This window comes from Rhizobium sophorae (assembly GCF_013087515.1).
GTDB lineage: Bacteria > Pseudomonadota > Alphaproteobacteria > Rhizobiales > Rhizobiaceae > Rhizobium > Rhizobium sophorae.
In genome coordinates this window covers 176,516-195,674 of sequence record NZ_JABFCN010000070.1, presented here as the reverse complement: position 1 = coordinate 195,674, position 19,159 = coordinate 176,516, and the positions used below count along the sequence as shown (strand labels likewise).

16 protein-coding genes are annotated in these 19,159 nt (G+C 60.8%); 8 read left to right on the top strand and 8 right to left on the bottom strand.

The annotated features are described in order from the left end of the window. Window positions 1–6: 6 nt before the first annotated feature. Window positions 7–831 carry a transglutaminase family protein gene (locus G9X64_RS35080; RefSeq protein WP_171378346.1) on the top strand — a complete coding sequence of 275 codons (825 nt, stop codon included), beginning with the start codon at window positions 7–9 and terminating at the stop codon, window positions 829–831. Window positions 832–966: 135 nt separating this feature from the next. Here the strand turns inward: G9X64_RS35080 and araD are convergent, their stop codons facing one another. The 6 genes from araD to chvE all read right to left on the bottom strand — a co-directional run bounded on the left by araD (window position 967) and on the right by chvE (window position 9,282). Next, window positions 967–2,706, bottom strand: a complete 1,740-nt coding sequence (gene araD / locus G9X64_RS35075) for an L-arabinonate dehydratase (RefSeq protein WP_018243169.1) — start codon at window positions 2,704–2,706, stop codon at window positions 967–969. A 61-nt stretch (window positions 2,707–2,767) separates the two neighbouring features. Then, window positions 2,768–4,201 (bottom strand): aldehyde dehydrogenase family protein, encoded by a 1,434-nt coding sequence (locus G9X64_RS35070; RefSeq protein ID WP_168309430.1) that lies wholly within the window; start codon window positions 4,199–4,201, stop codon window positions 2,768–2,770. 69 nt (window positions 4,202–4,270) lie between these two features. After that, window positions 4,271–5,266, bottom strand: coding sequence for an AraD1 family protein (araD1, locus tag G9X64_RS35065; protein ID WP_168309429.1), 996 nt, complete (start codon window positions 5,264–5,266; stop codon window positions 4,271–4,273). 118 nt (window positions 5,267–5,384) lie between these two features. Further along, window positions 5,385–6,590, bottom strand: a complete 1,206-nt coding sequence (gene mmsB, locus G9X64_RS35060; RefSeq protein ID WP_011653085.1) for a multiple monosaccharide ABC transporter permease — start codon at window positions 6,588–6,590, stop codon at window positions 5,385–5,387. Next, complete coding sequence (gene mmsA, locus G9X64_RS35055; protein WP_168309428.1) at window positions 6,587–8,125, bottom strand: multiple monosaccharide ABC transporter ATP-binding protein; 1,539 nt, start codon at window positions 8,123–8,125, stop codon at window positions 6,587–6,589. Before mmsA ends, mmsB begins: the two co-directional genes overlap by 4 nt. Before the next feature lie 92 nt (window positions 8,126–8,217). Beyond that, window positions 8,218–9,282, bottom strand: a complete 1,065-nt coding sequence (chvE, locus tag G9X64_RS35050; RefSeq protein WP_020051228.1) for a multiple monosaccharide ABC transporter substrate-binding protein — start codon at window positions 9,280–9,282, stop codon at window positions 8,218–8,220. 270 nt (window positions 9,283–9,552) lie between these two features. On the opposite strand from chvE, the gene G9X64_RS35045 reads away from it, so the two are divergent. From G9X64_RS35045 to G9X64_RS35035, 3 genes are all read left to right on the top strand, one after another. After that, a complete protein-coding gene (locus G9X64_RS35045) occupies window positions 9,553–10,557 on the top strand; it encodes a LysR family transcriptional regulator (RefSeq protein WP_168309427.1) in 1,005 nt (334 codons plus the stop codon). Window positions 10,558–10,618: 61 nt separating this feature from the next. After that, window positions 10,619–11,092 (top strand): hypothetical protein, encoded by a 474-nt coding sequence (locus G9X64_RS35040; protein WP_168309426.1) that lies wholly within the window; start codon window positions 10,619–10,621, stop codon window positions 11,090–11,092. A gap of 309 nt (window positions 11,093–11,401) precedes the next feature. Continuing rightward, window positions 11,402–12,280, top strand: a complete 879-nt coding sequence (locus G9X64_RS35035; protein ID WP_168309425.1) for a Hint domain-containing protein — start codon at window positions 11,402–11,404, stop codon at window positions 12,278–12,280. A 121-nt stretch (window positions 12,281–12,401) separates the two neighbouring features. Here G9X64_RS35035 and G9X64_RS35030 read toward each other — a convergent pair whose 3' ends face one another. Continuing rightward, the gene (locus G9X64_RS35030; RefSeq protein ID WP_168309424.1) at window positions 12,402–12,683 is read right to left on the bottom strand and encodes a hypothetical protein; all 282 of its coding nucleotides are present in this window, start codon (window positions 12,681–12,683) and stop codon (window positions 12,402–12,404) included. 313 nt (window positions 12,684–12,996) lie between these two features. Here G9X64_RS35030 and iolG point away from each other — a divergent pair, with 313 nt between their 5' ends. Further along, a complete protein-coding gene (gene iolG, locus G9X64_RS35025; RefSeq protein ID WP_168309423.1) occupies window positions 12,997–13,989 on the top strand; it encodes an inositol 2-dehydrogenase in 993 nt (330 codons plus the stop codon). Window positions 13,990–14,119: 130 nt separating this feature from the next. On the opposite strand, the gene G9X64_RS35020 is transcribed toward iolG, so the two are convergent. Further along, window positions 14,120–15,370, bottom strand: a complete 1,251-nt coding sequence (locus G9X64_RS35020; RefSeq protein WP_168309422.1) for an ROK family transcriptional regulator — start codon at window positions 15,368–15,370, stop codon at window positions 14,120–14,122. A gap of 227 nt (window positions 15,371–15,597) precedes the next feature. Here G9X64_RS35020 and xylF point away from each other — a divergent pair, with 227 nt between their 5' ends. The 3 genes from xylF to G9X64_RS35005 all read left to right on the top strand — a co-directional run bounded on the left by xylF (window position 15,598) and on the right by G9X64_RS35005 (window position 19,012). After that, window positions 15,598–16,638, top strand: coding sequence for a D-xylose ABC transporter substrate-binding protein (gene xylF / locus G9X64_RS35015; protein ID WP_168309421.1), 1,041 nt, complete (start codon window positions 15,598–15,600; stop codon window positions 16,636–16,638). A 263-nt stretch (window positions 16,639–16,901) separates the two neighbouring features. Continuing rightward, window positions 16,902–18,215 (top strand): sugar ABC transporter permease, encoded by a 1,314-nt coding sequence (locus G9X64_RS35010; RefSeq protein WP_168309420.1) that lies wholly within the window; start codon window positions 16,902–16,904, stop codon window positions 18,213–18,215. A 14-nt stretch (window positions 18,216–18,229) separates the two neighbouring features. Continuing rightward, a complete protein-coding gene (locus G9X64_RS35005; protein ID WP_003542059.1) occupies window positions 18,230–19,012 on the top strand; it encodes an ATP-binding cassette domain-containing protein in 783 nt (260 codons plus the stop codon). The last annotated feature ends 147 nt before the right edge of the window (window positions 19,013–19,159 follow it).

The following is a 19,159-nucleotide window of genomic DNA, read 5'->3' as shown; positions in this document are numbered from 1 at the left end:
AACAATATGAGACTGAAGATCAGCCACCTCACCGAATACCGCTACGACGAACCGGCGCAATTCTCGCTGCAACGGCTGCGGCTGACGCCACCGACGACATCAGCTCAGAAAGTGCTCGGCTGGTCTCTGAAAGTCGAAGGTGCCACGCCGGAAGTAGAATATGACGACCAGTACGGCAATCATGTCAATCTGGTCTCGCTGGAAGGCGAGCAGGATGTGACGCGTATCCTGGCCGAAGGCGAGGTCGAGACGGAGGACAACAACGGCGTCACCGGCCCGCATACCGGCTTTTGCCCGCTTTGGCTCTTCCTGCGCGACACGCCGCTGACCAAGGGCGGCAGGCTGGTGAAGGAACTGATCAAGGGCGTCACCGGCGACAATGAGCTTTCCCGCATGCATGCGCTGATGACGGCGATCCACGAGACGGTCGATTATAAGCCCGGCACCAGCAACACCGAGACGACGGCCGAACAGGCGCTGGAGAGGAAGTGCGGCGTCTGCCAGGACCATGCGCACATCTTCGTTGCCGCTGCCCGTGCCCTGCAGGTGCCGGCGCGTTATATCTCCGGTTATTTGATGATGGAGGAAAAGGTCGAACAGGCCGCGACCCATGCATGGGCCGAGGCCCATATTCCCGGCCTCGGCTGGGTCGGCTTCGATCCCGCCAACGAGATCTGCCCGGATGCCCGTTACATCAGAGTCGCCTCCGGCCTCTGCTATCGCGACGCCGCGCCGATTTCAGGCATGCGCATCGGCACGCCGGGCGAAACGCTGTCGGTCACCGTGAAGGTAGAGGACGGCGGACAGATGCAAAGCCAGAGCCAGAGCTGAGCGCACAGCCCGAAAGTGACGCGGCAATTCAAAGCGTTACAAATCCTTTGCGCGCCTGAAAAGTCGTGCGGCGTTCTCACAAAGGGGACAAAAAGGCGGGTGATGCCCGCCTTCTCTTGTCATACGTTGGTCTGCTCAGTGGCTGTCCTTGCCGACCGCATTTCCGCGACATCCCTTGAGGAAGTCGAGGTCGGCGCCGGTATCTGCCCCTTCGACATGCTGCTGATGCAGGAAGGCATAGCCGGATGTGGGCAGATCATGGTTCGGCTGCCATTCCGCGAGCCGCCGTGCCAGTTCCTCCTCGGAAATGTCGAGATGCAGACGACGGTTCGGCACATCCAGCTCGATCATGTCGCCGTTTTTCACGACCGCGAGCGGTCCGCCGACAGCCGCTTCCGGCGAGGTGTGCAGGACGACGGTACCGTAGGCCGTTCCGGACATCCGGGCGTCGGAAATGCGCACCATATCGAGGATGCCCTTCTTCAGCACCTTCGGCGGCAGCCCCATATTGCCGACCTCGGCCATCCCGGGATAGCCCTTCGGCCCACAGTTCTTCATGACCATGATGCAGGTTTCGTCGATGTCGAGGTTATCGTCGTTGATCTTGGCCTTGTAGTCGTCGATGTCCTCGAAGACAACAGCCCTGCCCCTGTGCACCAGCAGATGCGGAGACGCCGCCGAAGGCTTCAACACCGCGCCCTTCGGTGCGAGATTGCCGCGCAGCACGACGATGCCGCCCGAAGCTGTCAGCGCCTTTTCGGCCGGCAGGATAACGTCTTCGTTCCAGTTGACGACGTCCTTGACCTCGTCCCAGACGGTTTCGCCGGATACCGTCAGCGCATCCTTGTGCAGGAGGCCCGCCTCGCCGAGGCGCTTCAGCACCACCGGCAGGCCGCCGGCATAGAAGAACTCCTCCATCAGGTACTTGCCCGACGGCATCAGGTTGACGATAGTCGGGACGTCACGACCGCAGCGGTCCCAGTCGTCAAGCGAAAGATCGATGCCGACACGGCCGGCGATGGCGAGCAGGTGGATGACGGCATTGGTCGATCCGCCGATGGCCGCGTTGGTGCGGATGGCATTCTCGAAGGCTTGCTTCGTCATGATCTCGGAGGGCTTCAGGTCGTCCTTGACCATCTGCACGATACGCCGGCCGGTCAGCTGCGCCATGACCTTGCGGCGGGAATCGACGCCCGGGATCGCAGCATTGCCGGAAAGCGCCATGCCGAGCGCCTCGGCCATGGAAGCCATGGTGGAAGCGGTGCCCATGGTGTTGCAGGTGCCCGACGAACGGCTCATCGAGGCTTCCGCCTCGAGGAATTCGGCCTGCGTCATCTCACCGGCCTTCACCATTTCGGAAAACTTCCACAGATGCGTGCCCGAGCCGACCCGTTCGCCGCGGAAATAGCCGTTCAGCATCGGTCCGCCTGTGACGACGATCGAGGGCAGGTCGCAGGAAGCCGCCCCCATGATAAGCGACGGCGTGGTCTTGTCGCAGCCGACCAGCAGCACGCAGCCATCCATCGGCTGGCCGCGGATCGCCTCTTCCACCGCGAGCGCGGCAAGGTTGCGGTACATCATTGCGGTCGGGCGGAAGGTGTTTTCGGATGCCGAGAACACCGGCACCTCAAGCGGGAAACCGCCGGCCTCCCATACGCCCGCCTTCACCTTTTCGGCGAGCTCTCTGAGATGACCGTTGCACGGGGTCATATCCGACCAGGTGTTCAGGATACCGATCACCGGCCGGCCGTCGAACAGGTCGTGCGGATAACCCTGGTTTTTAAGCCAGCCGCGGTGATAAATCACGTCGCGGCTCGTACCGCCGTACCATTCCTGCGACCTCAGCTTGCGCGGCCATTCCGCTTTCTTTTTCATCGTCTCTATCCTTCAGGATATCGCCGGACCGCCTCGCACGGCCCGGGTTATCGCACTTGTCTCAAGCCAGGGTGTAGGCGGTCTTGACGGTTGTGTAGAATTCGGCGGCGTACTTGCCCTGCTCGCGCGGGCCGTAGGAAGAGCCCTTGCGGCCGCCGAACGGCACGTGGAAATCGACGCCTGCCGTCGGCAGGTTGACCATCACCATGCCGGCCTCGGAATTGCGCTTGAAGTGCGTGGCATGCTTCAGGCTGGTCGTGGCGATACCGGCGGAGAGCCCGAACGGCGTGTCGTTGGCCGTCGCCAGCGCCTCGTCGTAATCCTTGACCCGGATCACCGAGACCACAGGGCCGAAGATCTCCTCGCGCGAAATGCGCATCTGGTTGGTCGCCTCGGTAAACAGCGTCGGCTGCAGGTAGAAGCCGGGCGTGTCGCGCGAGATCACCTCTCCGCCGAAGGCGAGTTTGGCGCCTTCCGACTTGCCGATCTCGATATAGTCGGTATCGGTCTTCAACTGCCGCTCATCGACGACAGGGCCGATATGGGTGCCGGCCTTCAGCGCGTTGTCGACGACCAGCGTCTTCAACTTATCGGTAAGTGCTGCGACGAACTTGTCGTGAATGCCTTCGGTGACGATCAGGCGCGACGACGCCGTGCAGCGCTGGCCCGTGGAGAAGAAGCCGGAATTGGCGGCCGCCTCGACGGCGACGCTGAGATCGGCATCGTCAAGCACGACCATCGGGTTCTTGCCGCCCATTTCCAGCTGGAACTTGCGGTTATGCTCGATGGAGGCGGCGGCGACGCGTCTGCCGGTGCCGGTGGAACCGGTAAACGTGATGCCGTGAACGTCGGGGCTTTCGAGCATGGCCTGGCCGACGACCGAGCCTTTGCCCATGACAAGGTTCAGCACGCCCTTCGGCAGGCCAGCGCGATGGAGGATATCGACGATCGCCCAGGAACAGGCGGGCACCAGTTCGGCCGGCTTGAAGACGATGGTGTTACCGTAGCAGAGCGCCGGCGCGATCTTCCAAGCGGGAATGGCGATCGGGAAGTTCCACGGCGTGATGATGCCGATGACGCCGAGCGCCTCGCGGGTGATCTCGACCCCGATATTCGGACGAACCGAGGGGATGACCTCACCGGCCAGCCGCAGCGCCTCACCGGCGAAAAATTCGAAGATCTGCGAAGCGCGGATGACTTCGCCGGTGGCTTCCGGCAGCGTCTTGCCTTCTTCGCGAGCCAGCAGCGCACCGAGCTCATCCTTGCGCGCCATGATCTCGTCGCCGGCCTTCTTCAGGATAACGTGGCGCTCCCAGATGCCCGAGCGCGACCATGCCGGGAAGGCGGCCTTGGCGGCAGCGATGGCGTTTCTCGTGTCATCTGCGCTGCCGTCGGCATAGAGGCCGACGACCTCATTCGTATCCGACGGGTTGATGTTCTTCGTCGCGTTCGAGCCGACCCATTCGCCGGCGATCAGATTTTGATAAATGGTCATGGGCTAAACAAGCCTCCTTTACCGTTTACGAGCAAAGAGCCGGCCGCCGAATGCGGCCAGGTCTTGAATTCAGAGCTGCCTGACAGCGATCTGTTCCTCTGCGGCCACCTTCAGCGGGTTGCGGAGCGCCAGGCCGAATTCGGCAACTTCGATCTCGAAGACGTCGCCCTCTTCGGTCTTGACGCCGTCAGCAAAGGAAAGGGTTGCCGTGCCGAACATATGGACATGAACATCGCCTGGAACACGGAAGATGCCGTATTTGAAATGGTGATATTCCAGATTGGCGAAGGTGTGCGACATGTTCGCTTCACCGGACAGGAACGGCTTTTCGAAGATCACCTTGTCGCCGCGCTTGATGCGCGAGGTGCCGCGAATATCCTCCGGGGGCGCGCCGACGCGGATTTCCGGGCCGAAGCTGGCCGGGCGCAGCTTCGAATGGGCGAGATAGAGATAGTTGATCCGCTCGGTGACGTGATCGGAAAATTCGTTCGACAGCGCAAAACCGATACGGAAGGGCGAGCCGTCCTTGGCGATCACGTAAATGCCAGCCATCTCCGGCTCTTCGCCGCCGTCGAGCGCGAAAGAAGGCGAGATGAGCGGTGCGCCGGGTGCAGCGGCGCCATAGCCGTTGCCCTTGTAGAACCATTCGGGCTGGACGCCCTTTTCGCCGGCCTTCGGCTTGCCGTTCTCGAGGCCCATCTTGAACATCTTCATCGAGTCCGTCAGGGTTTCCTCGGCGGCTTCGGTGGTCTTCTTGTGCATGGAATCCCGCGTTGCCGCCGATCCCAGATGCGTCAGGCCGGTGCCCGTCAGATGCAGATGCGCCGCGTCAGGATGGGTGATCGGCGGAAGGAAGCGGCCTTCCGCATAGGCCCTCTCAAGATCGACGGCATCGCCGTAGCCATGCGCTTCGATGACCGAGGCAAGCGACTTGCCGCCGTCAGCGGCCTCCATCGCCAGCGCATAGACGCTGACGGCGTTCTTGACCGACCTTGCAGCGCTGCCCTGCTCACGCACGGCGACGATGATCTCTCCGTTTGCACCTTTGATCTGTGAAATAAGCACGACTTCGATCCTTCTCGTTTCGGCGAAGACAGGAAAAAGCTCCGCCTGTCCGGCTCCATCAGGAGCCGGAATCCATCATTCATAGGACTGCGAATGCCTGGCTGGCGCCTTGAGGCGCTCAGCCCTTGTTCTTGTTGTAAACGTCGAAGAACACTGCGGCGAGAAGCACGAGGCCCTTCACCATCTGCTGGAAGTCGATGCCGAGCCCGACGATCGACATACCGTTATTCATGACGCCCATGATGAACGCGCCGATGACCGCACCGGTGATCTTGCCGACGCCGCCGGACGCCGAGGCGCCGCCGATGAAGCAGGCCGCGATGACGTCGAGCTCGAAACCGACGCCGGCCTTCGGCGTTGCCGAGTTCAGGCGAAGCGCGATGATCATGCCGGCAAGGCCTGCAAGCACGCCCATGTTGACAAAGGTGTAGAAGCTCAGCCGCTCGGTATTGATACCTGAAAGCTTGGTCGCCTTCGAATTGCCGCCCATGGCATAGATGCGACGGCCGATCGTGGTCCGGCGGGTGATGAAGGCGTAGATCGCAATCAGCACCAGCATTACGACGAGAACGTTCGGCAGGCCCTTATAGGTGGAGAGCAGATAGCCGATCCACAGGATGGCGAGCGAAACGACCAGGTTCTGGACGATGAAGAAGCCCATCGGTTCGACATCGATCCCGTGGTCTTCGTTCACCTTGCGGCGGCGCCAGGCGAGGTAGAAGAGGATGACAGGCAGGATCACGGTCAGGATCAGCGAGGTCGACTGCACGGGTGTGCCGGCAATGTCGATCATGTCGCCCGGCAGGAATCCGGTGCTGATAACCTGGAACTCCTTCGGGAACGGACCGATGTTCTTGCCGTTCAGAACCGTCAGCGTCAGGCCGCGGAAAACAAGCATGCCGGCAAGCGTCACGATGAACGACGGAATGCGGTGATAGGCGATGAAATAGCCCTGCGCCGCGCCGATTATGCCGCCCACGATCAGGCAGATCAGGCCGGCAAGCCAGAAGTTCATGCCCCATGACACGGTGAAGATCGCCGCGAGCGCACCGACGAAGGCGACGATCGAACCCACCGAAAGGTCGATATGGCCGGCGACGATGACGAGCAGCATGCCGAGCGCCATGATGACGATGAAGGAGTTCTGCAGAACAAGGTTCGTCAGGTTGACCGGCTTGAAGAGAATGCCGCCGGTATAGAACTGGAAGAACACCATGATCGCGACGAGTGCGATGAGCATGCCGTATTCACGAATATTGCCGCGGATATAATCGGCAACGGAAACGACGTTGCTGTGTTCGGTTGTCGGGTTGACCGGAGTCATTGTCTCTTCTCCCCTGAGCGCATGATAGCGCGCATGATAGTTTCCTGGCTTGCTTCTCCCTTCGGCAATTCCGCGACGATGCGTCCTTCGTTCATCACGTAGATGCGGTCACATGTGCCAAGCAGTTCGGGCATTTCCGATGAGATCATCAGAACACCCTTTCCATCGGCGGCAAGCTGGTTGATGATAGTATAGATTTCGTACTTTGCGCCAACGTCGATGCCGCGGGTCGGCTCGTCGAGGATCAAAATATCGGGATCGGAAAACAACCACTTCGACAGCACGACCTTCTGCTGGTTGCCGCCCGAAAGATTGACCGTTTCCTGGAAGACGCCGGAGGAGCGGATGCGCAGCTTCGACCGGTAATCGGTCGCGACCTTCATCTCCTTGATGTCGTCGATGACGCTATTGCTCGAAATCCCGTCGAGGTTGGCAAGCGTCGTATTGTGCAGAATGCTGTCGCTGAGCACGAGACCGAGTTGCTTGCGGTCCTCGGTGACATAGGCAAGACCGGCGTCGATCGCCTTGCGCACAGTGCTGACATCGACAGCCTTGCCATTGACGAAGACCTCGCCGCTGACTTTGTGGCCATAGGATTTGCCGAAGACGCTCATCGCGAATTCGGTGCGGCCGGCACCCATGAGACCGGCAATGCCGACGACCTCGCCCTTGCGGACGTTGACGTTGATGTCGTGCAGCACTTGGCGGTCGCGGTGCTGCTGGTGATAGGCATTCCAGTTCTTCACTTCGAAGATCGTCTCGCCGATCGGCACGGAGCGCGGCGGATAACGGTCGGCCAGATCTCGGCCCACCATGTTCTTGATGATGATGTCTTCGCTGATCTCGTCCGTGTGACAGTCGAGCGTCTTGACGGTCATGCCGTCGCGTAGGACCGTGATCTGGTCGGCGACCTTGCGAATCTCGTTCAGCTTGTGGGAAATGATGATCGAAGTGATGCCCTGATTGCGGAACTCGATCAGCAGATTGAGCAGTGCGTCCGAGTCCTTCTCATTGAGCGAAGCAGTAGGCTCGTCGAGGATGAGCAGCTTCACGCTCTTCGACAGTGCCTTGGCGATCTCGACGAGCTGCTGCTTGCCGACGCCGATGTCGGTGACCAGCGTGTTCGGAGATTCGCGCAGGCCCACCTTGGTGAGCAGCTTCTTCGTGCGGTTGAACGTCTCTTCCCAGCTGATGACGCCGTTCTTGGCATTCTCGTTGCCGAGGAAGATGTTCTCGCCAATCGATAGCAGCGGCACCAGTGCCAGTTCCTGGTGGATGATGACGATGCCGATTTCTTCGGAATCCTTCAGGACCTTGAAGTTGCGCGTCTCGCCTTCATAGACGATGTCGCCTTCATAGCTTCCTGTCGGATAGACGCCTGATAGCACTTTCATCAGGGTCGATTTGCCGGCCCCGTTTTCGCCCACCAATGCGTGGATCTCACCCTGGCGAACCTTGAGGTTCACGTTCTCCAGCGCCTTGACGCCCGGGAACGTCTTGGTGATGCTCCGCATTTCGAGGATGGTATTGTCCATAGTCAAAGTTCCAGCGCCTCCAGCCGTCGAGCGGCTAGGCGATCATAAAATCGAAGACCGGAACCCGCAAGCGCGGGTTCCGGTCCCTCTCATTACTTCAGCTTGTCTTCGGTGTAGTAACCGCCGTCGACGAGGATCTGCTTGTAGTTGGTCTTGTCGACGGCAACCGGCTTCAGCAGATAGGACGGAACGATCTTGACGCCGTTGTCGTAGGTCTTCGTGTCGTTGACCTCGGGCTCCTTGCCGGACATGACGGCATCGACCATGGCAACAGTGACCTTGGCGAGTTCGCGGGTGTCCTTGAAGACCGTCGAGTGCTGTTCGCCAGCAATGATCGACTTGACCGACGGAACTTCAGCGTCCTGACCGGAAACAACCGGGAGCGGCTGGTCCGGAGTACCGTAGCCGACGCCCTTCAGCGACGAGATGATGCCGATCGACAGACCGTCATAGGGAGACAGGACGGCATCGACCTTGGCGTCGGTGTAGTTCGCCGAGAGCAGGTTGTCCATGCGGGCCTGGGCCGTTGCAGCGTCCCAACGCAGCGTGCCGACCTTGTCCATGCCGGTCTGGCCGGATTTCACGACGAGCTTGCCGCTGTCGATGTAAGGCTGCAGGACGGACATTGCGCCGTCATAGAAGAAGAAGGCGTTGTTGTCGTCAGGCGAGCCGCCGAACAGTTCGATGTTGAACGGGCCCTTGCCATCCTTGAGGCCGAGGGCGTCGACGATGGAGCCAGCCTGCAGAACGCCGACCTGGAAGTTGTCGAAGGTGGCGTAGTAGTCGACGTTGGCCGAGTCGCGGATCAGGCGGTCGTATGCGATCACCTTGATGTTGGCGTCATGAGCCTTCTGGAGAACGTCGGAAAGCGTCGTGCCGTCGATCGAAGCGATGACGAGAACCTTGGCACCCTTGGTGACCATGTTTTCGATCTGCGAAAGCTGGTTCGGAATATCGTCGTCAGCATACTGCAGGTCGGTCTTGTAGCCAGCGGCCTCGAGCTGCTTGACGATGTTGTTGCCGTCGTCGATCCAGCGAGCCGAAGACTTCGTAGGCATCGCGATACCGACAAGCCCCTTGTCCTGCGCCATTGCCGGCATAACGAACGAAGCGACGCCGAAGGCAGCCGCAGCCATCAATGAGATAATGGATTTCATTTCTCTCTCCCTTGTTAATAAGCAGCGGACGAAAAATCGCCCGCCCCGAAACTGTGGCAGGTTCCGTATTGGATAGTTACTTCAGATGGTGAGAAACGAAGTAGGTCTCCTCCACGATCTCACACGTGTTGAGTGCCAACCAGCACACGGCGGCAAACTGGTATGGATTCCTATAACTGTCAAATAGAATAAGTGCTAACGTGCATAACAATTTTGGTATATCGTTAAAAAGTATTACTTTTGATGGAGCGCAGCGAGGAGGCTGCAACCATGACGATTGTTTCTGAGCCGTTTTTGATGGATCACGTCGATATCCACAGCGATAATTTCGGCGATGACGGCCTTTTGCGTGCAGGACTTAAGCTGAATCACCTGCGCATGATCGTCGCAATCGAAGATAGCGGACAGATTTCCGCCGCGGCGGAGGTTCTGAACATTTCGCAGCCCGCCGCATCGCGGATGTTGTCCGAAATGGAATCGATCACCAAGACGTCGCTTTATGAGCGGGTGGCCCGCGGCGTGGTGCTGACGACCTTCGGCGCAGCGCTTGCCCGAAGGGCTCGGAAGATCCTCCTGGAGCTTCGCGAGGCGAGCCGCGAGATCGGTGAATTGAAAAGCGGCAAAGGCGGCTCGGTCTTCATCGGCGCGGTGACGGCGCCGGCCATGAGCCTCGTCGTCCCGGCGATCAACAAGGTGCGCAAGGCCTATCCCGGCATTGAGATCAACATCCAGGTGGAGACGAGCAACGTGCTTGCTCGCGAGCTGCTGGCCGCCCGCCATGACTTCATCATCGGCCGCATTCCCGATGATCTCAATCCGCGCCTGTTCGAGGTGAAGGAGATCGGCATCGAGCGCGCCTGCCTGATCGTGCGCAACCGCCATCCGCTCATGAAGCAGAAGACGAGCAGCCTCGCCGACGTCAGGGATTACGACTGGGTGTTCCAGCCGCCGGGCACGCTGCTGCGCCGCACGATCGAGGACGTATTCCTGTCGCGCGGCGTGGCGTTGCCCGAAAACATCGTCAACACCTCCTCGCTGCTTTTGACCTGCGCCATCATCTGCGAAACCGATGCGATCGCTCCCGTCGCCGTCGATGTCGCTCAGTTCCTTGCCAGCCAGGGCTCGAATGCCTCTGATGTGCGCATGCTGCCGATCGATTTCGACATCAATGTCAAGCCCTACAGCATGATCACCGCCAGGGAACGGGCGCTGCCGCCGAGTGCAAGGCTACTCTACGACATCATCCTCGAGGAGAGCCACAAGCAGGCCGGCTGACGAGGCCGCAAGCCCGGCGCCATCTTGTCCGTCTTCAATGTACGCATCGAAAGGAAGGCGGATGCTGTTCGGACAGTCGGTATTTCAATCAGTCCTTGAGCGGCTGAAGGCGGAGGACGGGACGGACGAGGACGCACAGGCGCCAGCGGCCCACCGGGTTCCCGGCCTCGGCACCGGGCTTGCCTTCGACGTCATGGAAGGTGTCTCGGCCGCCTCACAACGCGTCGGCCAGGCCTATTTCGACATTCTCGATCTCGATCCCGCCGCCGCGGTCGCGGAGGAACCGGCGGCTGCGCCTCCACCCGAGCCCGTCATGCCAGACCATCTCGCCCGCATCGCTCCGGAAGAGATCGCTGGGGAACTGGCGATCATTGCCGCCGATACCCAACAGACGCTGAACGAGAAACGGCGCGCCTTTGCCAAGGCCAATCATCCTGATAGCGTCGCAGAACCTTTCCGCGACCATGCCAACAGGCGCATGATGATCGCCAATCTGCTGATCGACGAGGCGATGCGCCGCCTGCCGCACAGATGAAGCTTTCTCGAACGCAGGCAAACGTTCCGAGGCTTTGGAAGAGCCGCCGTTTCCGGCTCGATTCGCGAACTCCATATAGGCTGTTTTTCCTGCGATTCAACCGGTGTCCATGGTACTCAGTTTGATTCTTTCGCGTTCGGGTAGCAGATAAATCCTCCGCTTTTTGGTACCGGCAACAGCGTATTTCGGGACCCCAATAGGCCATGCCTACGCCCTTTTCGGTAGGTTGTAACGCTATTTAGCGGAATGGAATGCGATACAACCTATTGTAACATATGGCGGTGTAAATGTTTTCAGGAGACCGCCCACATGTCATCTACGGAAGATCCGAAGCTGCCACGCAACACTGCGCGCAGACATTTTCTAGGCGTAGCCGCCGCCGCCAGTGCTCGTATTGCCGGCGTGGCAGCCTTGGCCGCAGCAATATCCACCTCTCCCGCCAATGCGCTGGGACGGCTTTGGGGACGGGGCGGCTCCGGTGGACACGGAGGCTCTGGCGGGAGCGGTGGCTCAGGCGGAAGTGGTGGCTCCAGTGGCGGCAGCGGAAGCGGCCCACAATGTTTCCTGCGGGGAACGGCGATCCTCACGGATTGTGGTGAGAAGCCCGTCGAAGATCTGCGCATCGGCGATCGCGTTGCCCTTCCTGATGGTAACACCCGTCCGGTAAAGTGGGTCGGCCGCCAAAGCTTCAAGAAGAGCGGCGCGCGCTGGCACAAGGACGTCGTGCCGATCCGGGTTTCCCGCCACGCGCTGGACGGGCACACACCTCATGCGGATCTCTATCTGTCGCCTGGCCATGCGCTGTACCTGAACGGCGTTCTGATCCAGGTGAAGGACCTCGTGAACGGCACGACGATCGCATCGGTCACTCCCGCCGCCGACGCATCGATCGAGTACTATGCCGTCATGCTCGATACGCACGAAGTTATCCTTGCCGAAGGTGCTGCGGCCGAGTCCTTCCATCTGAAGAACAGCAATCACGAGAACTTCAGCAATTTTGCAGAGTACCAGCGTCTCTATAGTGAGGACCGCATCGTGATGACATCCTTTGCGCCGTTGCTGGGAGGTGGCCGGTCACATTTGAAAGCGCTTCTCCTGCTCGGTGTTTCGCCGCTGGTACCGGTGCGCGATCCATTCGGGGATGCCTGCGAAAAAATCGACGCGCAAGCCAAGGAACTGTCACTCTGACAGGATGGGAATGCGCCGGGGATCGGGCTGGCGGCGCGCGAAGCCGTGCGTCGGTTTTGCGATAGTATCAAACAAAGACGTCAAGCGTGGCGCGCATCGGAAAGATCGCGGCACGCTTCGATTATTCAGCCTTCTTCTCTTCGGCTTTCTTCTCTCCGTCTGCTGCCGGCTCGTCCCCGTCCGCGTCATCGGGTATGACGACTGCCGCCGTCTCCGGCGGCTGCGGCTTGAAGGTCCAAAACAATATATAGAAGGAATAGGCGCCCGCCCCGCCCGCGAGCACGCCCCAGAACGGATCGCCGGTGGTGAACTCGACCGCGGCCCAGCCTAAGCAGACGGCGACGATGGCAATTCGCACCCAAAGATGACGATATGCCGGATGGTTCGGATCGATGAGTTGCATTCCTGCCCCGCGGTCGCATTTGTCGCACTGCCTTCGGCCCGTGCCGCGATTGTCTCTAGAGCTTTTCCTGGTCAGATTAAAGTATTCTCTTGGCTGAAAGGCCGGGCGTCTTTCCGCCAGGTCAGAGGCGATCGGCTCTGCTCAGGCCAAAACCTGCTCCGGCAGAATACTTCAATCCGACCAGAAAGGGCTCTGGTTCGAATCTTGCAAATGTGAAAGATCCGCGGGCTTGACGCGGTCCACAGAAGATGGAATGAAAATTCCAGAATTTTAGCAATTCGGTTTATTTGTTCCGAATTCAAGGGAGGTTAGAATGACAGTGAGATTTGGTCTGCTCGGCGCCGGCCGCATCGGCAAGGTCCATGCAAAAGCCGTCAGCGGCGATGCCAATGCGACGCTCGTCGCGGTCGCAGACGCCTTTCCGCAGGCTGCCGAAGCAATCGCCTCCGCCTATGGCTGCGAGGTCCGCACCATCGAGGCGATCGAGGCAGCCAAGGATATCGACGCCGTCGTCATCTGCACGCCGACGGATACCCATGCCGACCTGATCGAGCGCTTCGCCCGCGCCGGCAAGGCGATCTTCTGCGAAAAGCCGATCGATCTCGACGTCGCCCGCGTCAAGGGCTGCATCAAGGTGGTGGCAGAGACCGGCGCCAAGCTGATGGTCGGCTTCAACCGCCGCTTCGACCCGCATTTCATGGCCGTGCGCAAAGTCATCGACGAAGGCAAGATCGGCGATGTCGAGATGGTGACGATCACCTCGCGCGATCCCGGCGCCCCGCCGGTCGACTATATCAAGCGCTCGGGCGGCATCTTCCGCGACATGACGATCCACGATTTCGACATGGCCCGCTTCCTGCTCGGCGAGGAGCCGGTCTCGGTGCTGGCGACCGCCGCCGTGCTCGTCGACAAAGCGATCGGCGAAGCCGGCGACTATGACAGCGTCTCGGTGATCCTGCAGACGAAATCCGGCAAGCAGGCCGTCATCTCGAACTCCCGCCGCGCCACCTACGGCTATGACCAGCGCATCGAGGTGCATGGTTCCAAGGGCCTTGTCTCGGCCGAAAACCAGCGCCCTGTTTCGATCGAGGTCGCAAACGGCGATGGCTATACCCGCCCGCCGCTGCATGATTTCTTCATGACCCGTTATACCGAAGCCTATGCCAACGAGATTGCCGGCTTCATCGCCGCGATCGAAAAGGGCACCAAGATCTCTCCATCAGGCGCCGATGGTCTCGCAGCGCTGGCACTCGCCGATGCCGCGGTCCAGTCCGTCAAGGAAGGCAAGCTTATCAAGATCGGCTGACGGCCCTCTCCCGACCGGAAGCCATGCATGAGATGGCCGGGCTGCTGCCCGGCCATTTCGCGTTTTGCGGATCTTTTTGTGGGCGTCGCGGCACGCCCTTCAAAGCCACATGCTTGATTGAGAGAAACCCTCAACCCGATTCCTGAATAGTCGCCGACGCCTGGATTCCCTGAACACCCGACAGAACGATATCCTCGTCGATCACCGACAGCGCCCGGTTCAGATGTCCTTCGAAGACGAGGATCTGCTCGTCGGCCACCACCCTGATCTCGGGCATGCCTTCCATGCGCACGATATGCGACTGCCCCAGACCCTCTTCGATCCCTTGCCGAAGAAGGTCGTAATAGCGCGTGCCCGGCCCGGTGATGGCGATCGGCATGCGCTCCGTCAGGCTCAGCATGCGCGATAACCCGTTGCCGAGCGCCAGCCCCGCCTGGCGAAAGGCGAATGCTGGAACGCGATGGCCCTGGCGGGCCTTTGCGGCGATCTTATCGAGCTCCGCCACCGGCACGAACTTTGCCGGAATCGTATCGAGCGGCACCTCGAAGGCGCTGCGCAGGATCGCGTAGAAACCGGCATAGGCCTCGATGCAGCCGCGCGTGCCGCAGCGGCAGAGCCCGCCATTGGCCATGTGCAGCATGTGCCCGAAATTGGGCGCCGATATCTCCTGGCCTGTCTGGTTCCCGCGCCTGACGATTCCGAGCCCGACGCTGTGGCCGAGCGAAAGGGCTGCGAGCGCGCGGAAATCGGCGCCCTTCACGATCTCTTCACGCGCGCCGAGCGCTGCCGCGACCAGCAGCGTCTCGTTGTCGAGGATCACCTTGGCCTGCCATTCCGGCCGGAGCGCTGATTCAAAATCGATCTGCTCGCTGCCGAAGATCGGCGACCAGACGAGAACCGGCTCGGTGGAATTGACCAGCCCCTTGCTGCTGATCGAGATCAGCAGCACCTTTTCCTGCGAAATTTTTGAACGATCGAGAATGCGCGAAAGCCCGGCCCGCACTCCCGCGACGAAGCGGACGGCGCCTGAGGGATCATGCGAACGTTCCTCGCTGAAGCGGTCGATCAGCTTGCCGGCATAATCGACCAGCGAATATTGCACCGCATCCGAGGAAATGATGACGACGATGAGATAGCCGCAATCGCGCCGCTGGCGCAGCAGCACACGCGGCCGGCCGCGGCCGCTTGCCGGCTGCTGTTCCGATTTTTCGATGATCTGGGCTTTTTCCAACTCAGTGGTGATCGCCGAGATGGTGGCCGAGGAAAGGCCGGTGAAATCGGATATTTCGGTATGCGCGAGCGCACCGTGGCGGCGCAGCACGGACAGCACGAGCACGCTGTTTCTCTGCCGGACCAGCTCCGTGCTCGACTTGGTCAGCATGAATGCCGCCCTCTCCTCCTGCTCGCTCTTCCCGTGGTTTCCACTGCATCTCCGGCCGCTGTTGCGCAAGCGAATTAAGCCGGTAGTGCAGTGTTGACAGTTGAAAAAATCTCTGACACTAAATTTCTCGACTGTCGAGAAAAAAATCCGAACCTTTCTCGACAGCTTTTCGCGGTGGCCGGAGGAAGCATGGGCTGGGCCGGTCGCAATCCACTCGGGAGGACATTATGAAGTTTATTTTGAAATTGATGGCCGGTGCGGCCATTCTCGTTTCCGTGCATACCGCTGCCATGGCTGCCGATCTTGTCGTCGGTGTTTCCTGGTCGAATTTCCAGGAAGAGCGCTGGAAGACGGATGAAGCCGCCATCAAGAAGGCTCTCGAAGCCAAGGGCGCCAAGTATATTTCCGCTGACGCGCAGTCTTCTGCCGCAAAGCAGCTTACCGACGTCGAATCGCTGATCTCGCAGGGCGCCAACGCGCTGATCATTCTCGCCCAGGATTCCGACGCAATCGGCCCGGCTATCGAAAAGGCCGCCGCTGAAGGCATCCCGGTCGTCGGCTACGACCGCCTGATCGAAAACCCGGCTGCCTTCTACATCACCTTCGACAACAAGGAAGTCGGCCGCCTGCAGGCTGAAGGCGTCTTCAAGGCCAAGCCGGAAGGCAACTACGTCTTCATCAAGGGCTCGTCTTCGGATCCGAACGCCGACTTCCTGTTCTCGGGCCAACAGGAAGTGCTGAAGGCCGCCATCGACGCCGGCAAGATCAAGAATGTCGGCGAAGCCTATACCGACGGCTGGCTGCCGGAGAACGCTCAGCGCAACATGGAGCAGTTCCTGACCGCCAACAACAACAAAGTTGACGCCGTCGTCGCCTCGAATGACGGCACCGCCGGTGGCGCCATCGCTGCTCTCGACGCACAGGGCCTCGCCGGCTCCGTTCCGGTTTCCGGCCAGGATGGCGACAAGGCAGCCCTCAACCGCATCGCTCTCGGCACGCAGACGGTTTCCGTCTGGAAGGACAGCCGCGAACTCGGCCAGCGCGCCGCTGAAATCGCTCTCGACCTCGCCGGCGGCAAGGACATGAGCAAGATCGACGGCGCCCAGGCTTTCAAGGGCGGCCCGAAGGGCGTTGAAATGCAGTCGGTCTTCTTGAAGCCGCTTGCGATCACCAAGGACAATCTGAACGTCGTCATCGACGCCGGCTGGATCTCCAAGGCGGAAGCGTGCCAGGGCGTCAAAGCCGACAGCGTCGCTGCCTGCAAGTAAGCCAGGGCTGAATTGAAATTGCCGGCGCCGCAGCGGAACACCGCTGCGGCGCCGGATGCGGATGAGAACTCCAACGACGAAGTTTTCTCTGCCTCGCCGCACCATCGCGGGTTTTCATTCCCTGCCGGAAGGGTGTCGCGACGCCACGCGACCGGTTTCCGCAAGCATCGCGATGGTGAGTTGAAGAACGAACGCATGACGCCGATGGCAGCCTCTGGCACTCCGGCGCATCCGTCCAAACAAAGTGGGGGAACGGCAAACCCATGGCTGAAATGGTAAAATCCACAACATCAGGCGGACCGCGAGCGGCGGAAGCCAACCCGGTGAGCCGCTTCTTCCGCGCCACCGAGATCGACACGCGTCTGCTCGGCATGATCGGCGCGCTGATCATCATCTGGATCGGTTTCCACATCATCACCGGCGGCCTCTTCCTGACCCCGCGCAATCTCTGGAACCTCTCGGTCCAGACGACCGATATCGCCGTCATGACGACGGGCATGGTGCTGATCATCGTCACCCGCAACATCGACCTGTCGGTCGGTTCCGTGCTCGGCCTCTGCGGCATGATCATGGGCGTGACGCAGGCCAAGATCCTGCCGGAATATATCGGCTTCGACAGCCCCTTCACCTGGGCGATCACGCTGCTGGTCGGATTGGCGGCAGGCTGCCTGATCGGCGCCTTCCAGGGCATCATCATCGCCTTCCTCAACGTTCCCTCCTTCATCGTCACGCTCGGCGGCCTGCTCGTCTGGCGCGGCGCCACCTGGCTCGTCACCAGCGGCCAGACGGTTGCCCCGATGGACCAGACCTTCCGCATCATGGGCGGCGGCGCCGAAGGCTCGATCGGCGCCACCTGGAGCTGGATCGTCGGCATCTGCGCCTGCCTCTTCGTCATCGCCAGCATCGTCGGCTCACGCCGGCAGCGCCGGCGCTTCGGTTTCCCGCGCCGGCCGATGTGGGCTGAGTATTTCCTCGCCATCCTGAGCTGCGTTCTCATCCTCGGCGCTGTCTGGATCGCCAACAGCTATTACTGGCCGATCAACATCGCCAAGAAATATGCCGAGACCAACAATATTCCCTGGCCCGAAACTGGCCTGGATATCCCCTACGGCATCGCTGTGCCGGTGCTGATCGCCATCGTCGTCGGCATCATCATGACCTTCATCGCGACAAGGCTGCGCTTCGGCCGCTATGTCTTCGCGATCGGCGGCAACCCCGAAGCAGCCGAGCTCGCCGGCATCAAGACCCGCTGGGTCACCGTGCGCATCTTCGCGCTGATGGGCATTCTCGCAGCCATTGCAGCGGCAATCTCCACCGCCCGCCTCAACGCCGCGACGAACTCGCAGGGTACGCTCGACGAGCTCTACACCATCGCCGCCGCCGTCATCGGCGGAACGTCGCTGGCAGGCGGCACCGGCACGATCGCCGGCGCCATGCTCGGTGCGCTCGTCATGCAGTCGCTGCAGTCGGGCATGGTGCTGGCGCATGTCGATACGCCGCTGCAGAGCGTCGTCGTCGGCACCGTCCTCGTCGTGGCAGTCTGGCTCGACACCGTCTATCGCTCCCGTGCCAAGTGAGAGGAGCCCGAAACATGGCTGATCAACGCACTCCCCTCGTGGAACTGAAAAACATCTCGATCTCCTTCGGCGGCATTCACGCCGTCGACAATGCATCAGTCGATCTCTACCCCGGCGAAGTCGTGGCATTGCTCGGCCACAACGGCGCCGGCAAGTCGACGCTGATCAAGATCCTCTCCGGCGCCTACAAGCGCGATGGCGGCGAGATCCTGATCAATGGCGAGCCGGCTGATATCCGCAATCCGCGTGATGCCAAGAAATACGGGATCGAGACGATCTACCAGACGCTCGCCGTCGCCGACAATGTCGACGCCGCCGCCAACCTCTATCTCGGCCGCGAGCTGAAGACCCGCTGGGGCACGCTTGACGACGTCGCGATGGAAGCCTCGGCCCGCGAAGTGATGGGGCGGCTCAACCCCAACTTCAAGCGCTTCAAGGAGCCGGTGAAGGCGCTCTCGGGCGGCCAGCGGCAATCGGTGGCGATCGCTCGCGCCATCCTCTTCAACGCCCGCATCCTGATCATGGATGAGCCGACGGCAGCGCTCGGGCCGCAGGAGACGGCGCAGGTCGGCGAGCTGATCAAGCAGCTGAAGAAGGAAGGCATCGGCATCTTCCTCATCAGCCACGACATCCACGACGTCTTCGACCTCGCCGACCGTGTCTCGGTGATGAAGAACGGTCAGGTCGTTGGCCACGCTCGCACCGAGGACGTGACCAAGGACGAAGTCCTCGGCATGATCATCCTCGGCAAGGTGCCGCCAAAGGCGATCCCCGGCCCCGGCGCCATGCAGATCTGACCGCCGCCAGGCGACAGTCCACAACAATCACGCTCCGCCGCCCGCAAGGTCGGCGGAGTTTTTATGTGCACTCCCATGGCCAACGGATAAAAATACCCATCAAACTGCAAGCATCGGTAATTCTGAGAATTTCGCGATTGAAGCCGA

Excerpts from the sequence above, each read along its gene's own strand:
- iolG (WP_168309423.1), top strand. The coding sequence starts at position 12,997 with ATGACAGTGAGATTTGGTCTGCTCGGCGCCGGCCGCATCGGCAAGGTC.
- araD (WP_018243169.1), bottom strand. The coding sequence starts at position 2,706 with ATGAAAAAGAAAGCGGAATGGCCGCGCAAGCTGAGGTCGCAGGAATGG.
- G9X64_RS35035 (WP_168309425.1), top strand. The coding sequence starts at position 11,402 with ATGTCATCTACGGAAGATCCGAAGCTGCCACGCAACACTGCGCGCAGA.
- chvE (WP_020051228.1), bottom strand. The coding sequence starts at position 9,282 with ATGAAATCCATTATCTCATTGATGGCTGCGGCTGCCTTCGGCGTCGCT.
- G9X64_RS35005 (WP_003542059.1), top strand. The coding sequence starts at position 18,230 with ATGGCTGATCAACGCACTCCCCTCGTGGAACTGAAAAACATCTCGATC.
- xylF (WP_168309421.1), top strand. The coding sequence starts at position 15,598 with ATGAAGTTTATTTTGAAATTGATGGCCGGTGCGGCCATTCTCGTTTCC.
- G9X64_RS35020 (WP_168309422.1), bottom strand. The coding sequence starts at position 15,370 with ATGCTGACCAAGTCGAGCACGGAGCTGGTCCGGCAGAGAAACAGCGTG.
- G9X64_RS35080 (WP_171378346.1), top strand. The coding sequence starts at position 7 with ATGAGACTGAAGATCAGCCACCTCACCGAATACCGCTACGACGAACCG.
- mmsB (WP_011653085.1), bottom strand. The coding sequence starts at position 6,590 with ATGACTCCGGTCAACCCGACAACCGAACACAGCAACGTCGTTTCCGTT.
- mmsA (WP_168309428.1), bottom strand. The coding sequence starts at position 8,125 with ATGGACAATACCATCCTCGAAATGCGGAGCATCACCAAGACGTTCCCG.
- G9X64_RS35010 (WP_168309420.1), top strand. The coding sequence starts at position 16,902 with ATGGCTGAAATGGTAAAATCCACAACATCAGGCGGACCGCGAGCGGCG.
- G9X64_RS35030 (WP_168309424.1), bottom strand. The coding sequence starts at position 12,683 with ATGCAACTCATCGATCCGAACCATCCGGCATATCGTCATCTTTGGGTG.
- G9X64_RS35045 (WP_168309427.1), top strand. The coding sequence starts at position 9,553 with ATGACGATTGTTTCTGAGCCGTTTTTGATGGATCACGTCGATATCCAC.
- G9X64_RS35070 (WP_168309430.1), bottom strand. The coding sequence starts at position 4,201 with ATGACCATTTATCAAAATCTGATCGCCGGCGAATGGGTCGGCTCGAAC.
- G9X64_RS35040 (WP_168309426.1), top strand. The coding sequence starts at position 10,619 with ATGCTGTTCGGACAGTCGGTATTTCAATCAGTCCTTGAGCGGCTGAAG.